10 protein-coding genes and 1 tRNA gene are annotated in these 15,851 nt (G+C 43.4%); 2 read left to right on the forward strand and 9 right to left on the reverse strand.

Annotated features, from left to right (window positions below):
- The first annotated feature begins 48 nt into the window (after nt 1-48).
- Nucleotides 49-124 (forward strand) — tRNA-His (locus tag MHN32_RS00105).
- Between the two features lie 500 nt (nt 125-624).
- Here MHN32_RS00105 and MHN32_RS00110 read toward each other — a convergent pair.
- From MHN32_RS00110 to secA, 5 genes are all read right to left on the reverse strand, one after another.
- Nucleotides 625-1,866, reverse strand: a complete 1,242-nt coding sequence (locus tag MHN32_RS00110) for a sugar MFS transporter (RefSeq protein WP_171039497.1) — start codon at nt 1,864-1,866, stop codon at nt 625-627.
- A gap of 247 nt (nt 1,867-2,113) precedes the next feature.
- Nucleotides 2,114-4,705: a family 20 glycosylhydrolase gene (locus MHN32_RS00115; RefSeq protein ID WP_239420481.1), complete on the reverse strand. Its 2,592-nt coding sequence runs from the start codon at nt 4,703-4,705 to the stop codon at nt 2,114-2,116.
- Between the two features lie 325 nt (nt 4,706-5,030).
- Complete coding sequence (locus tag MHN32_RS00120) at nt 5,031-7,103, reverse strand: M13 family metallopeptidase (RefSeq protein WP_239420482.1); 2,073 nt, start codon at nt 7,101-7,103, stop codon at nt 5,031-5,033.
- Between the two features lie 271 nt (nt 7,104-7,374).
- Nucleotides 7,375-7,773: an 8-oxo-dGTP diphosphatase MutT gene (gene mutT, locus MHN32_RS00125; RefSeq protein ID WP_227387653.1), complete on the reverse strand. Its 399-nt coding sequence runs from the start codon at nt 7,771-7,773 to the stop codon at nt 7,375-7,377.
- Nucleotides 7,774-7,836: 63 nt separating this feature from the next.
- A complete protein-coding gene (gene secA, locus MHN32_RS00130; protein ID WP_239420483.1) occupies nt 7,837-10,545 on the reverse strand; it encodes a preprotein translocase subunit SecA in 2,709 nt (902 codons plus the stop codon).
- Between the two features lie 483 nt (nt 10,546-11,028).
- Between secA and MHN32_RS00135 the strand changes: the two genes are divergently transcribed.
- Entirely contained in the window at nt 11,029-11,514 is a 486-nt protein-coding gene (locus tag MHN32_RS00135) for a DciA family protein (RefSeq protein ID WP_227387496.1), read from the forward strand.
- A 43-nt stretch (nt 11,515-11,557) separates the two neighbouring features.
- Here the strand turns inward: MHN32_RS00135 and lpxC are convergent, their stop codons facing one another.
- From lpxC to MHN32_RS00155, 4 genes are all read right to left on the reverse strand, one after another.
- Nucleotides 11,558-12,481, reverse strand: coding sequence for a UDP-3-O-acyl-N-acetylglucosamine deacetylase (gene lpxC / locus MHN32_RS00140; protein WP_239420484.1), 924 nt, complete (start codon nt 12,479-12,481; stop codon nt 11,558-11,560).
- Nucleotides 12,482-12,569: 88 nt separating this feature from the next.
- Nucleotides 12,570-13,814 (reverse strand): cell division protein FtsZ, encoded by a 1,245-nt coding sequence (gene ftsZ, locus MHN32_RS00145; RefSeq protein ID WP_010605797.1) that lies wholly within the window; start codon nt 13,812-13,814, stop codon nt 12,570-12,572.
- A gap of 21 nt (nt 13,815-13,835) precedes the next feature.
- Nucleotides 13,836-15,068, reverse strand: coding sequence for a cell division protein FtsA (ftsA, locus tag MHN32_RS00150; RefSeq protein ID WP_010605798.1), 1,233 nt, complete (start codon nt 15,066-15,068; stop codon nt 13,836-13,838).
- Nucleotides 15,065-15,850 (reverse strand): cell division protein FtsQ/DivIB, encoded by a 786-nt coding sequence (locus MHN32_RS00155; protein ID WP_010368642.1) that lies wholly within the window; start codon nt 15,848-15,850, stop codon nt 15,065-15,067. Before MHN32_RS00155 ends, ftsA begins: the two co-directional genes overlap by 4 nt.
- Nucleotide 15,851: the final 1 nt, after the last annotated feature.

The raw sequence follows: 15,851 nt of genomic DNA on the forward strand, positions 1-15,851 counted from the left end.
TTATGTATTATGCGCGCCACACCAGACAAGGTGTTCAAGTCTTTTGTGGCGGCTGTAGCTCAGTTGGTAGAGCCCTGGATTGTGATTCCGGTTGTCGTGGGTTCAAGTCCCATCAGTCGCCCCACTCTTTTTATAAATTCATTCCCATTTTATATTTTTACACTCACACCACTCCTAAACACCAGCGTAGCAGCGATTTTATATCGCGACTGAGAATAAAACCCTCGCTATATAAAGTAGCTCCTACACGACCAACACCAAACAACACGCACTAAACATCTGCGTAGCAGCGATTTTATATCGCGACTTAAGAATAAAACCCTCGCTACATAAAGTAGCTCCTACACGGCCAACAACAAGCACTAAACACCAGCGTAGCAGCGATTTTATATCGCGACTTAAGAATAAAACCTTCGCTATATAAAGTAGCTCCTACACGGCAAACACCAAACAATAAGCACCAGACATCAGCGTAGCAGCGATTTTATATCGCGAAAAAGATCTCAGCATTAAACCGGTTTTGCAGGTAAGGGAGTGATTTAGGCATAAAAAATGCCACCTTATTCAGGTGGCATCACACACGGGATTATTTCTACATACATAGAAATGCTTTACATTTTCTTGCTACGCTTTCTTTTTGATCTTATGACCTTTCACAGCGTAGAAGATTATAAATAGATAACAAGGTAACATTACAAGGTGTGCAATTTGCTGTGATTCCACTGTGCCAGATGTGCCCTTAGCTAAACCTAAGAATACTGGACCGAATGCACCACCGGCAATACCCATAACCAATAAACCAGAGCCTACACTGGTTAGCTTGCCAAGTCCAGATAATGCGAGCGGCCAAATAGCAGGCCACATAATGGCATTTGCTAAACCTAAAATAGCGACCATCAATAGAATATCAGGCAACGCTGATAATCCAAATAGATTTGAAATGACAAATGAGTCTGGGCTGCCAAATGAAATTGCTAGCGTGAGAAGCACACCAAGCACGGCAGATGCTGTTAACGCCCTCTCCTGCGATATTACTCTCGGGATCAATATAATACCCAAAATATAGCCCGTAACCATACAAGCCATAGTATAAGAGGTCATCACACTATATTTTTCAACACCCAGCGCTAACGCAAATGAACCAATCGTATCACCAGCAATCACTTCAACCGCAACATACAAAAACAGTGCGATCACACCAAGCTTTAGATTAGGATGAGATAGCGCTTCTCTCACTGAGCCATGTTCTTCTTCATCATCTTTTTCTATTTCAGGTAGTGGTGCAAACTTAATACCCAAGGCAAAAATACCAATAAATGCAGCCAAGCCTAAATATGGCCCGATAAGACCGTTTGCCATTGCATCGATATCAGCTTGAGTCAGCTCTTTACCTGCCATATCAGTAAAGTTACTCAGCACCAACGCAGTAAATACAAGCGGCGCAACAATACCAGCACCTTTATTCAGTATACCCATAATACTTACGCGCACAGCTGCTGACTCTTCAGGTCCAATACGCACCACATAAGGATTTACAGCAGTTTGTAACAATGTTTGCCCAATACCCATAGTAAATTGAGCAAACAAGAACAATGCAAACATTTGTGTTTTAGCCGCTGGAATATATAGCAACGCTGCACACATCATCATCGCAATTGCGATGGCCATACCATTTTTATAACCCACCTTGCGGATAACTAGGGCAGAAGGAACCGCGGTAAATGTCACCGCAATATAAAAAGAGAAAAGAATAAATGAAGATTGGAGAGGAGTTAGTTTTAATACTTGCTCCAAATATGGCATTAGCGACCCATTAAGCCAAGTCACAAAGCCAAGAATAAAAAACATGGCGGCGACAATTGCCATAGGGATCGCGTTACTTCGTTTTGTTGTATTCGACACGGTAGCTTCCATAAACATTACTCATCGTTTATTGTTTGTATGGCTTTTTGCCTTGTTATTTTTTGCTTTGCTCACTGCTTTCTTTACAAAAATGACAGCGCTGACATTTAACTTTACGTTAAAATCTATTTCATTACCAGTTAGAATTTGAGCAAAATTATCACCAAAAAAGGGCCAGTGCCCTTTTTTGCGATAAACTGAATACGAGGGTTTATTTCAACCCTGTGACACGGCTCGTATTTTTTTCTCCGGCTCGCGTTCTCAACAATACCTTACTTTCATCTGAGATACTCATCTGATCAGTATAAGGCTGCCAAGATTCGCCATTGTCTAAGCTCACTTCAATTGCAAGATAAGGGAAAGCACTATTCGCTTCAAGTTTACCCAACACCACCTTGGCACCAGGAACCGGAAGGTTTGGCTTAATGCCATCGTTTTGCAACTTTGCAATTTCTTTTAAAGACAAGGCTGCGGCAAAGGTTGAGAAGTCCTTATTTAACTCTTTTTGGTTAATACGACGCCCTTCCCAATCCGCTTTATGCCAAGCACGCTCCGCAAGCGAAAGCAAACGAGGGAAAATCAATCGTAACACTTGGTCTTCCGAGCGAATGGTCTCACTCCATATTTGCCCTTGCATACCAAGGATATTTTGCGGTTTTTTAAGCGCGGGCAACTCTCGACCAACTAAGGCTTCTAGGTTCACGATAGGCTCACGGTTTCGCGTGAAGTCCGCATTCGCATAAATATTATCTGGCATATACGAAAATGCTTTTTTCGTATCTGTATAACGAGTTGCCCAATAATAGCCGCGCTCTTCAGGGTGCGCTTCGTAAGGGTGATCAAAGTACAAATGTGTACCGTGAGACAAAATAACTTGGTAATTGTTGTTTGCAAAACGGTGAGCCCTGTCTGCAACCCCCCACTCCCAAATGTTATCCCAAGTATTTACCAAAAACTGTGGATTTGGGAATTCATCACGTTTAAAGGTCGTTGTGGTGTTATACATTAAGCCATCTTCCCAAGCGGCAGGGGTGATCCCACGCTTAGCAAGCAACTTTGCAACTTTTTGAGTAAAGTATGGTTTTAAATCATTAGGTCCAGCCACTCCGTTGTCGGCGACCGCAAATAGATCATTACATGCTGGTGATTCAGTCCATGATCCCTTTCCAACCTCATCGCCACCAAAATGGACTGTGGTTAGCATAGTGCCAGCATCGCGATACATTTCCTGCAGCTCATATACCACTTTCTCCATAAAGGCATAGCTTGAGTCCAAGCAAACATTAATAGAGTTATCTGTGTAGAGTTGCACGGTTAGATACTCTGAAGTGTCATCAATATCGTTCAGAAGATAGGCTTTGGCCTCTTGCGCTTTACCTGCTTCCATCAATTTGTGATAACGCGCTTCCATCGACTTAATCGCAGCACGAGCATGCCCAGGGCTTTCTATTTCTGGAATTATCTCGATATGACGCGCGGTGGCAAATTTAAGTAACTCGACAAAGTCCTCGCGAGAAAGGAAACCATTTCCACTTCCCGTTTTGAAAGGACCTGTGCCCAGTTGAGTCAGTAAGCACTCACGCTCTTGTAAATCAAAACAACGGAATGCGCCGACTTCTGTTAACTCAGGGAGCCCTGGGATCTCTAGTCGCCAACCTTCATCATCTGAGAAGTGCCAATGGAACTTATTTAACTTATAACGCGCCATCTGTTCAATTAATTTAAATAACGCATCTTTACCATGATAGTTACGGGCATTGTCGTAATGCATACCACGCCAGCTAAAACGCGGAGAGTCTTTGATCTCTACGTGAGACAAGGTAATTTCATTTTTACTATCGGCAGGAAATAGCGCAAGCAAACTTTGAATACCGTAAAACACACCTGCGTTATCAATACCCGTGATTTCAATCACGTCATCATCAATATCTAATGTATATGACCCAGCTTGGTTGTAGTCATAATCGCGCCCTAAACTTTTCGCAACTTTAAGGCGGATCGTCGGGATATTTCCTTCTGGCACGTGATTAGCTTCCGCTTTTAAATCCAGTCCATACTCTGACAAGTCTTCTTGAAAAACGGCGACTTCTGACTTCAAGCGTCCGGCAAAGCGGATCTGCCAGTTTTTGTTAAGGGTGATTTCGCCACGATTAAAGTCGATGTGCTCAGGCTTTGGAATGATACGTCTTAGCGCATCTTCTTTTGAGACCGAAATATTGCTTTGATTACGTTCAAAGCGCAGCGCTGCATTCGCTATCTGCGTGTAATCGGTAGGTGTATTGTATCTTTTCAGTTGGTTCTCACGCTCAAATGGCGCGACGAACTGTGTCATGTCTTCTGTATCAGTATTTGCAAAAATGACCGGCTTATTTTTACCTGACACAATAAAGGCACGCGGCATAAAATCGCTGTATGCAGCAACCCAAGCCGAACCATCAAAAGCTAACTTGAGCTTTTCACCGGCTTTTAAGCCAGCGAACGAATCGGTAGGGGTTATACGATGAAGGTCGCCATTAATATGCTCAAAGCGCAGACCTTCAGCGGTTTCCGTTGAAATATGACGAACTGAGTGCAAATAGATTTGCCAATCGCTTTGTCCTTTTGGTAGATCAACTTTTGAATTGTTAGTCAGTGTAATAGCACCGCTAAAACCTCCAGCACCATTACTGAAGTTATTTTCTACCGCAAATTCAAAATGCGTGTCACTTGCAAATTGCGCCAACTGCTGCTGCGTAAATGATGCCTGTGTATAGAACGAGCACCCAGCAATTATCGCCCCAAGCAAAGTCGTTTTTATTCTCATCTTTTGCTCCCAGTCTTCATGTTCAATTCAAAATGAACATCATTTAATCACTTATTGTTCCTAAACATCATATAAAAGTTAAAATGACAGCGCTATCATTATTTTTTCATATCCTTGTGTTAGACAAAATGAAGCTACTCTGATTTGGCTGTAAATACCATCAAATAGCGATGAACTTGACCTTAGAAATAGCGAGTGCTTGCAGAAAGTGCTGAAATGGATGTGATATTTAGTGAGAACTTCAGAGGATTGTAATTGGATGTCGTAAAAGCGGCGGATTTACTGCAGGAACACAATAAAACCGCCACGAATTCAAAATGTGAAATTACCAGATTTTCACTCTGTCTTCTGGTTTAAGATACATCTTATCGCCTTCTTTCACATCAAATGCCTTATAAAACTCTGGCATATTCGGCAGCACACCAATCACTCGATAATGACTTGGTGAATGCGGATCTGTCATTAGACGATTACGCAGCTCTTCATCGCGGTATTTGCGACGCCAAATTTGTGACCAGCCCATAAAGAAGCGCTGCTCCCCAGTGTAACCGTCAATAACAGGCGCTTTTTGATCACCTAGTGAAATTTGGTACGCTTTATAAGCGACAGTTAACCCGCCTAAATCACCAATATTTTCACCCAGTGTCAGTTCACCGTTTACACCCGCATCTTCAAACGGTTTAAAACCATTAAACTGCTCAACCAGCTTTTGGCTACGTGCTTCGAATTGTGAAAGGTCAGAGTCACTCCACCAATTACGTAGGTTACCATCACCGTCGTACTTCGCACCTTGGTCGTCAAAGCCGTGACCTAACTCGTGACCGATAACCGCACCGATTGCACCGTAATTTACTGCATCATCCGCTTCTAGGTTAAAGAATGGCGGCTGTAAAATCGCAGCAGGGAATACAATCTCGTTATTCACTGGGTTATAGTACGCGTTCACCGTTTGTGGTGTCATCAACCACTCGCTACGGTCCACAGGCTTGCCTAATTTATCGATCATCTCCTGATTCGCAAATTGACTATAACGTACGTAGTTACCGACTAGATCATCAGGATTGATCTCAAGTGCGGAATAATCTTTCCATTTGTCAGGATAACCAATCTTTGGCGTAAACTTATTGAGCTTATCTTTTGCAGCTATCTTAGTTTCAGCACTCATCCACTCAAGGCCATCAATCGCTTGATCAAACCCTTTAATAAGGTTTGCGACTAATTCTTCCATTCTAGCCTTAGCTTCTGGTGGGAAATACGACTTAACGTATATCTTGCCTAGCATTTCACCCAGTACAGAATTACTTGCATCCACCGCCTTTTTCCATGTTGGCGCTTGTTCTTCTACACCCGTCAATGTTTTACCAAAGAAACCAAACTTAAGGTCAACTACATCTTTACTTAGTAACTCAGCGTAGTCATTGGTAAAGTGGAATGTTAAGTAGTCTTGCCATGCTTCTAGCTTTGAATCTGCAATGATTTTAGACAGCGCTTCAAAGAAACTTGGTTGGCTTACAATAAGAGAATCCGTTTTAATACCAAGTGCGCTTAAAAATGCTGATGTATCAAAGTCAGGCATTAATTGATTAAACGCATCATTGCTTAGCTTGTTATAGGTTTTAGTCGCGTCGCGGCTTTCAACACGTGTCCATTGCGCCTCGGCAATTTGCTTTTCTAACTCAATAATATTTAGTGCAGCTTGGCCCGGATTTTTATGACCAGCCTTAGCTAACAATTGTTCGATATAGCGCTGATACTGCTCGCGAATTTTACTAAACTTTTCGTCATCTTTCAGGTAGTAGTCGCGATCAGGTAAACCAAGCCCTGACTGGAACATGTAGAGTGCATTTTCACTTGAGTTTTTAGCGTCATTATTAACATACCAACCGAATGGAGTGCTAGCACCGGTTAAACGCATTTTAGCAAAGATAGCTGGTAGCTCCGATTTACTCTTCAAGTCTAGAATTTCTTTCAGATAAGGCTTAACAGGGTTTAAGCCCAGCTCGTTTCTCGCGCCCTCGTCCATATAACTTTGATAAAACGCACCCAACTTTTGCTCATCGCTACCTACTTTAGCTGAGCCGTTGCTAGCAGCATTCTCAAGCACTTTACGCAGCGCTTTTTGTGACTCATCATAAAGCTGAGAGAAAGAACCATAATTTGATTTGTCTGCTGGGATTTTGGTTTTCTCTAACCAATGACCATTAACGTGAAAGTAAAAATCATCTTGTGCACGCACTGATTTATCAATATTTTCCAATTCGATACCAGAATTCAAAACCGCCTTTTGTGCTTCGGCTTGTTCCGCTGGTTTTTGTTGTTGTGTTTGCGGTTGTTCGCTACAACCAATCAATCCCAATGCAAGTGCAACACTTGCAGCGGTCAATGATAGTTTTTTCATTTTTATTCCCCTGATAGAGTTTCGCTTGTAAACGTCGTATCCCATTCATCTAGATAAAATAATGCTCAAATTACATACAAATGAATTGAATATAGACATAACCTGATGGCTTGAAAAGAATTCCTTCTAACTGTGTGTCCTCTCAAACTTCAGAGCAACGAAAGTCGTTAGCTGATGTTTATTTACACGTAAGCGGTCATTCACTAGTCTACCGATGCACATAGTGAATGACTATGACTCTGAGTGCTTAATTTAGTAACAAAGTTTGTCACTAATTTTTGCGCGTTTGTAATAATTCAACAATCGCCTTATTGGCCTCAGGAAACGTGAGCTCATGCAACTGTTCAACTGCAACCCATTGAGAAGGCTGCCCTTCTGCGCCATGAGCTTCACCAGAAAAGTCCTCAACATGATGAATGTATAAGCATACGGCTTTATCAGCATAGTCATGCTCAATACGCATTAGCTCAGATGAGTTATAGATCTCAATGCCTACCTCTTCTTGCAGCTCACGTTTCAATGCCGAAAAGACATCTTCACCGGCTTCCATTTTCCCGCCTGGGAATTCCCAAAGCCCACCTTGATGTTGATCTTCACCTCTCAAGCATACAAAGATTTGCTGATTTTTTTCAATCACACCAACGGCGACTTCAACACGTTTTTTTTGCATCATTTACTCCATAAAAAAAGCGACTTAGCGTCGCTTTTTATACAAATTTAGATTTAGGGCCTGTTATTTTAGTTTTCCGCAACACTGCTTAAACTTCTTGCCTGATTGGCAAGGACAAGGATCATTACGACCTACTTTTGGCTCATTTCTATGAGCAACAGACACGCCTTCTGGTGCATCACCACCTACGCGCTCAACCTCTTCGTGTTGATATTCACGTGGTGCTTGCTCACTCTTACGATGTTGCTCTTCAACTTTCTCAACATCTTCCTCAGCACGAACCTGAACTTTACTTAGTACGCTAACAACGTCAATCTTTAAGTTTTCAAGCATTTGTGAGAATAACTCAAACGACTCACGCTTATATTCTTGCTTCGGATTCTTCTGTGCATAACCACGTAGATGAATACCTTGACGAAGATGATCCATTGCCGCTAAGTGATCTTTCCAATGCTGATCTAGGCTTTGTAGCATAACTGCCTTTTCAAAGTGGCGTAATACATCTGGGCCTACCATCTCTTCTTTTTGTTTGTACGCCTTATCAACGTCTTCTACGATACGATCGCGTAGCACTTCTTCATATAGTTTACTGTCTTCTTCAAGCCATTTTGCAATCGGAAGTTCAACATGGAAGTCATTTTTCAAGCGCTCTTCAAGTGCTGGGATGTCCCACATTTCCGCCAGACTTTGCGGTGGAATATACTGATCAATAGTCGCATTCAATACATCTTCACGAATAGCGGTGATAGTCTCTGAGATATCGCCTTCTTCAAGTAGTTCGTTACGCTGTTCGTAAACCACTTTACGCTGGTCGTTAGCAACATCGTCGTACTCAAGTAATTGTTTACGAATATCAAAGTTACGCGCTTCTACTTTACGCTGTGCATTTTCAATGGCACGGTTAACCCATGGGTGCTCAATAGCTTCACCACGTTGCATACCTAGTTTGCGCATCATGTTAGTCATACGCTCACCTGCGAAGATACGCATCAATGCGTCATCCATCGATAGGTAGAAGCGGCTTGAACCAGCATCACCTTGACGACCTGCACGACCACGCAACTGGTTGTCGATACGGCGAGATTCGTGACGCTCAGTACCAATAATATGTAAACCACCTGAAGCCAGTACTGCATCATGGCGCGCTTTCCAAGCGGCTTTAATTTCTGCTATTTGCTCTTCCGACGGATTTTCTAATTTTTCAACATCCGACTGCCAGCTGCCACCCAGTACGATATCCGTACCACGACCAGCCATATTCGTCGCAATCGTTACCTTGCCCGGTAGACCCGCGTCCGCGATAATATCCGCTTCTTGCGCGTGGAATTTCGCATTCAGTACATTATGTTCAATTTTTTCTTTGCGAAGGAAGTGAGAAAGATACTCAGAACTTTCGATAGACACCGTACCCACCAACACTGGCTGACCACGTTCTTGGCAAGAACGAATGTCTTCAAGAATGGCTTCAAATTTCTCTTCTTGCGTTAAATATACAAGATCTGCACGGTCATCACGAACCATAGGTTTATTGGTTGGGATAACTACCGTATCTAGGCCATATATTGACTGGAACTCGAACGCTTCAGTGTCCGCTGTACCTGTCATACCTGCAAGCTTGTTATATAAACGGAAGTAATTCTGGAATGTGATTGAAGCCAAGGTTTGGTTTTCGTTCTGAATACGAACCCCTTCTTTCGCTTCAACGGCTTGGTGAAGACCCTCAGACCAACGACGACCTTCCATCGTACGGCCAGTGTGCTCGTCAACGATGATAACTTCGTTATCTTTTACAACGTAATCAACGTCTTTTTGATATAACTTGTGAGCACGAAGTGCTGCGTAAACATGGCTAAGTAATGAAATATTACCTGCTGAGTAAAGCGAGTCACCTTCTTCAATCAAACCACGCTCAGTCAGTAACTCTTCAACTTTGATTTGACCACGCTCGGTAAGGTGAACTTGTTTACCTTTTTCATCAATGGTGAAATCGCCATCGCCTTCCACGCCTTCTTCGTCTTCTTTTTCTTGCTGTACAAGATCAGGCACAATTTTATTGATTTCGGCATAAAGCTCAGAGCTATCTTCAGCAGGACCAGAAATGATCAGTGGTGTACGCGCTTCATCGATTAGGATTGAATCCACTTCATCCACAACCGCATAGTTAAGTGGACGTTGTACACGTTCTTCAATACTAAACGCCATGTTATCGCGCAAGTAATCAAAGCCGAACTCGTTATTGGTGCCGTAAGTGATATCCGCAGCATAGGCTTGCTTTTTCTGCTGTGGCATCATGCCTGGTACGTTACAACCTACAGTAAGGCCTAGGAATTCAAAGAGTGGACGGTTGGTCTCGGCATCACGCTTAGCTAAGTAGTCGTTGACGGTAATAACGTGAACACCCTTACCTGAAACCGCATTTAAATACGCAGGTAATGTTGCTGTTAGTGTTTTACCTTCACCCGTTCTCATTTCTGAAATACGACCTTGGTGAAGCACCATACCACCAATCATCTGCACATCGAAATGACGCATTCCAAATACGCGCTTAGATGCTTCACGCACCGTAGCGAACGCCTCTGGTAATAAATCATCTAGACTTGAACCTTGCTCAATACGCTGTTTAAATTCAGCCGTTTTTGCTTTTAGTTCATCATCGCTTAATTTGCCATATTGCTCTTCTAACGCATTGATTAAAGCGACTGTTTTTCTTAGGTTTTTGATGGTGCGATCATTACGACTACCAAAAATTTTGGTAAAAATATTTGCTAACATGTTTAAACCGTTTCACTCTGTGTATTGGCTGACCCATTTCTCTAAGCCAATGTGGTTAAGGCTGGGTCGCGCTTGTCCTGTTGGCGACAAAAGCGTTCCTAAATTCCGGTTTTCATTTTGCCAATTTAGGAGTGAGCATTTTGTATCTTGCCGAGTTAAAATTATGCCCTATCATACCAGACTCTTTGTTTCTGCAAACCTTATTGGGTAAATAATACCAAGTTCAATTGCAAGAAATCTTTACTGTTGGGCGTAAGCGTACCGTTGCAAGTGATAAAGTTTAGTTAGCATCTAACTCGACTCAGTTATTCGAGCACAGAGCTAAGCGCTTTCGACAACAAATGTTGGTACTTTTGGATTTCTCAAAAATTTGTCTCTGATATACTTAGAAGACTGAGAAACCACCAGTACGGAGTAAATTGACTCCGTATTATCCCGATATGGCGGTTATTTTTTATTTTTCAACCTATGGGAAGTAAGTCATTGGCTAAAAATCGCTACAATCCAAAACCGCTTGATGAAGTGATGGGTGGGTGGTCAGATAAACTCAATCAATATGGCCAAAAAAGCGCCCAAGCGGCACAGTTACAGAGCTGCTTGGAAGAGACTCTAGGCCCTATCCTGAGTAAGAAATGCCGTGTCGCTCACTACAAAGAAGGGACACTAACAATAGAAGCTGCTTCAGCAACGCTTGCTACTCGGTTAAACTTTTTGAAAATGGATATTCTCAGTGCATTTAGAAAAGTTGGATTACATGACTGTGCATTGGTTAAAATTACCACCAATCCAGAAGCTCAGCAGCGTCTCACCAACAAGGTGGAATCCCAATCTTCGACCTATCAAGCCAATCGCAGTATGAGCCAAGCCACTGGCGAGCATTTGCTAGCGCTGGCGCAGTCCGCTCCACCATCGCTTAAGGCGAAACTGGAAAGACTCGCTAAACACGCAAACACAACGCAAAAAAAATGACGCCTTAGCGTCATTTTTTTATCAAACTATTGGCTTAAAAGCCTTATGCCGTTGCGGTATTGATACCCGCTTCCATTCCTGGCGCTGGCATACTGACTGGCTCTTCGAATGTTGCCCACTCCCATGCTGACTCAGTTGCCATGATTTCACGAAGCAACATATTGTTTAGGCCGTGACCTGATTTATAGCATGAGATCTTACCTAAAATGTTGTGACCTGCCATAAACATATCACCCACACAGTCTAAGATCTTGTGTTTAACAAACTCATCCGCATAGCGTAGGCCATCAGGATTTAATACTTTAAACTGGTCTAAAACAACCGCATTATCCATGCTGCCACCTAAGGCTAGGTTGTTTGCATGCATGTATTCGATATCACGCATAAAACCAAAAGTACGAGCACGACTGATCTCTTCCGTAAAGCTTTGAGCGGTAATGTCTAATCCAATACGTTGGCGGCTAGCATTGATCGCAGGGTGATTGAAGTCGATTTCAAAGTCGATGTGGAAACCATCGTAAGGCTCAATTTCAGCCCACTTGTCGCCATCTTCAACACGCACTTTTTCTTTGATGCGAATAAAGCGCTTGGCAGCGTTTTGCTCTTCAATACCGCCTTTTTGAATTAAGTAGATGAATGGCAATGCACTGCCATCCATAATAGGCACTTCGGCGCTGTCTAACTCTACGATGAGGTTATCAATCCCAAGCGCAGCTACCGCAGCAATCAAATGCTCGGTAGTAGACAAGCGAACGCCGTCTTTATTTGTTAAACACGTACACAGTTGCGTGTCGCCCACAGCTTCCGGTGTTGTTTCAAAATTAACAACAGGGTCTAGATCAACGCGGCGAAATACAACACCTGTATTCACACCAGCTGGTCGGAGAGTGATCGTGACCTTTTCACCTTTGTGTAAACCTACACCTGTGGCTTTAACGACTTGTGCAATCGTACGTTGTTTAATCATATATTCGCCCACTTAAATTCTAGATAGGCGGCGGAGTATAACATAGTTCCACCAAACTGCCAATCTTTGTTTATTTTTTATACAAACCTTAGTCTGACTGCTTACGTAAAAAAGCCGGAATATCGAAGTAGTCACCTTTTTCTTTACTGTCGTTGCCTTTTGCGCTTGCTGAACTAGAAGCTTGTTGTGGCTTCTGTTCTTGCACTTGTGGTGCTGGCGCTTCAGTTGGTTGCTCCGGTTCTGCCGCTGACGTTTGTGGCTGTGTAAAGCTTGGCACATACATGCTCGTTTGTGAGCTAGTTTGTGTGCCACCTACCGCATCTGAGCCTGAGGCTTGTCTAAAGCTATTGTCTACAATACCAAATTGCGGACGACGGTCACCACCTAAGCCTGTAGCAACCACGGTCACTCTAAGCTCTTCGCTCATTTCAGGGTCAATAACAGCACCCACTACCACAGTCGCGTTCTCAGACGCTAACGCTTTAACATGGTTACCAACGACCTCAAATTCTTCGATAGTAATGTCCATGCCAGCAGTGATATTCACCAAAATGCCTTTCGCGCCAGTTAGATCAACATCTTCTAAAAGCGGGCTAGAAATCGCAGCTTCCGCTGCTTCTTGTGCACGATCAGGACCTGTTGCCGAAGCCGTCCCCATCATTGCAGTACCCATTGCTGACATCACGGTTCTCACATCCGCAAAGTCAACGTTGATTAGACCTGAGCGTGTGATCAGCTCTGCAATACCTTGTACCGCGCCATAAAGCACATCATTTGCTTTAGCGAAGGCATCTAGCAGTGTAGTCCCTTTACCAAGAACTTTAAGCAATTTGTTGTTTGGAATTGTAATAAGTGAATCTACAATTTCTGACAACTCAGCAATACCTTGCTCAGCCGCAGCCATGCGCTTTTTACCCTCGAGATCGAAAGGACGCGTTACTACAGCCACAGTCAAAATACCTAGTTCTTTTGCTGCGCGTGCAACAACAGGTGCGGCACCGGTACCTGTACCGCCACCCATACCGGCTGCGATAAATACCATGTCTGCACCTTCAAGGCTGCTCTTGATGGTTTCTAGATCTTCTTCTGCTGCGCTGCGGCCCACTTCTGGGTTTGCACCGGCTCCAAGACCTGAAGTAATTTGAGTACCCAGCTGTACAGTAATATCCGCTGAAGAACGACGTAACGCTTGTGCGTCAGTATTCGCTACGATAAAACGTACGCCTTCAATTTCTTGGTTTACCATGTGCTCTACGGCGTTACCGCCGCCGCCACCGACACCGATGACTTTAATGACAGCTTCTTCGCTGTGCTGTTCCATAATATCAAACATCTTCACTCTCCGACTTGAGTATTAAAACTCGCCTTGGAACCATTTTGTAACACGGTTCCACCAACTCCCCTCTGCATCTACTTTCGACTTCTGTGCATTCATCGATTGTAGTGAACGGCCGTATTGTAACAAACCTACCGCCGTTGCATATGCAGGGTCATCCACATAATCTGTTAATCCCTTAATGCCAATTGGCTTCCCTATTCTTACTGGCATTTGGAATATATCTTCTGCGACTTCTTGTGCACCTTGCATCTTGGCGCTACCGCCTGTGATAACAAGACCTGCCGCAATTTGATCTTCAAAACCTGAGCGACGTAATTCTTCTTGTGCAAGCTCAAACAGTTCTCTAAATCTTGGCTCTACCACTTCAGACAAAGTATGACGAGACATTACCCGCGCAGGACGCCCACCAACACTTGGTACTTCGATAGTTTCTTCGCTTGATGCCATTTGGCTCGACGCGAAGGCATATTGTACTTTCAGAGACTCGGCATGCGAAATAGGTGTTCTAAATATTTTTGCTATATCGCCCGTGACCTGATTGCCCGCAACTGGGATCACGGCAGTATGACGCAACGCTCCATTCACATAAATCGCAATATCCATGGTGCCACCACCGATATCTAATACCGCAACACCTAGCTCTTTTTCATCTTCAGTCAACACTGAGTAACATGACGCCAAGGCGTTAAACGTTAATTGGTCTACCTGTAAACCACAGCGTTCAACACACTTTTCAATATTCTTTGCCATGTCATTCGAACACGTAATGATATGTGCTTTCGCTTCCATCCTTACGCCACTCATACCTAGCGGGTTTTTGATCCCCTCTTGCATGTCGATGCTATATTCTTGCGGCAATGAGTGCAGCATTTTGCGTTCGGCAGACATAGGCACAGAACGTGCAATGTGAATAACATTGGCAATATCATCGTCTGTGACTTCAGCATTGTTTATTGCCACCACGCCACTTTCGTTTTGACACTGAATATGTTTGCCTGAGATCCCCAAATAAACCGAGCTTATTCTGCAATCGGCCATTAGCTCTGCTTCATCTACAGCGCGTTTAATAGACTCAGAAACGAGGTCTAAATCGTTTACCCCGCCCTTATCCATGCCGTGAGACTCTTGGCGTCCGACACCGACAATACTAAGTTGATTGTCCACAGTGATCTCCCCAACTGTGGCGACGACCTTTGATGTGCCAACATCTAATCCAATCACTAAGTTTCTTTCTGCCGACTTTGTCATGCTTCACTCTTGTTATTTTGTTGTTCTTGCTGCTCAGTAGGTTCTTTCCAACTCACTGCCAGTCCCGTGTCGTAGCGTAAATCAATGACATCGATTACTTTACCTTCAGGGCGTTCCATACGTGGATACACGTCGATAAAACGTTGTACTCGTTTGGCTTTATCTTCACGCCCTAAATTTAAGCGGATCCCATTGTCCAGCCATAGCTGCCAAGCAAATCGTTCTGAAAGCGCTAAACTTTCCAACGTAAACTGATTTACCGCCAACAAGGCTTTAAACTGCTTAAATGTTTGCCATGCTTCTTCAGCACTTCCTTCAGGGCCATATAATTCAGGCAGCCCTTGCGGCAATTTGTTACTACTCGCTTGGAATACTTCGCCATCATCATTGAGTAATGAATCGCTATTCCAATGCGCAACCGGCTGATGTTCCACTACATAGACTTGCAGCGTATCCGGCCATTGTTTTCTGACTGACACTGTCGCAATCCAAGGCAAAGACTTTACCGCCTTGTGGACTGCTTTTACATCAAGCTCAAAAAAACTATTTAAATCTGCGGTTTTAATTGCCGCCACAATGTCATCTTCATTGGTATAATGCGGTTTACCGAGCACTTTGAGTGTTTTTATTTGCGCATCATGATGTGCAACTAACCAATCACTTACCCAGTATGTTCCTCTTACCAATGTAAAAATCACCACAAAGAAGAAGCTAAGTCCCCAAAAAAGGGGCCAGTTCACTCTTGAACCGATCAGCTTCAACCCTGCCAAAAATGCTCGCATA

Source organism: Pseudoalteromonas sp. Of11M-6, from assembly GCF_022347905.1.
Lineage (GTDB): Bacteria > Pseudomonadota > Gammaproteobacteria > Enterobacterales > Alteromonadaceae > Pseudoalteromonas.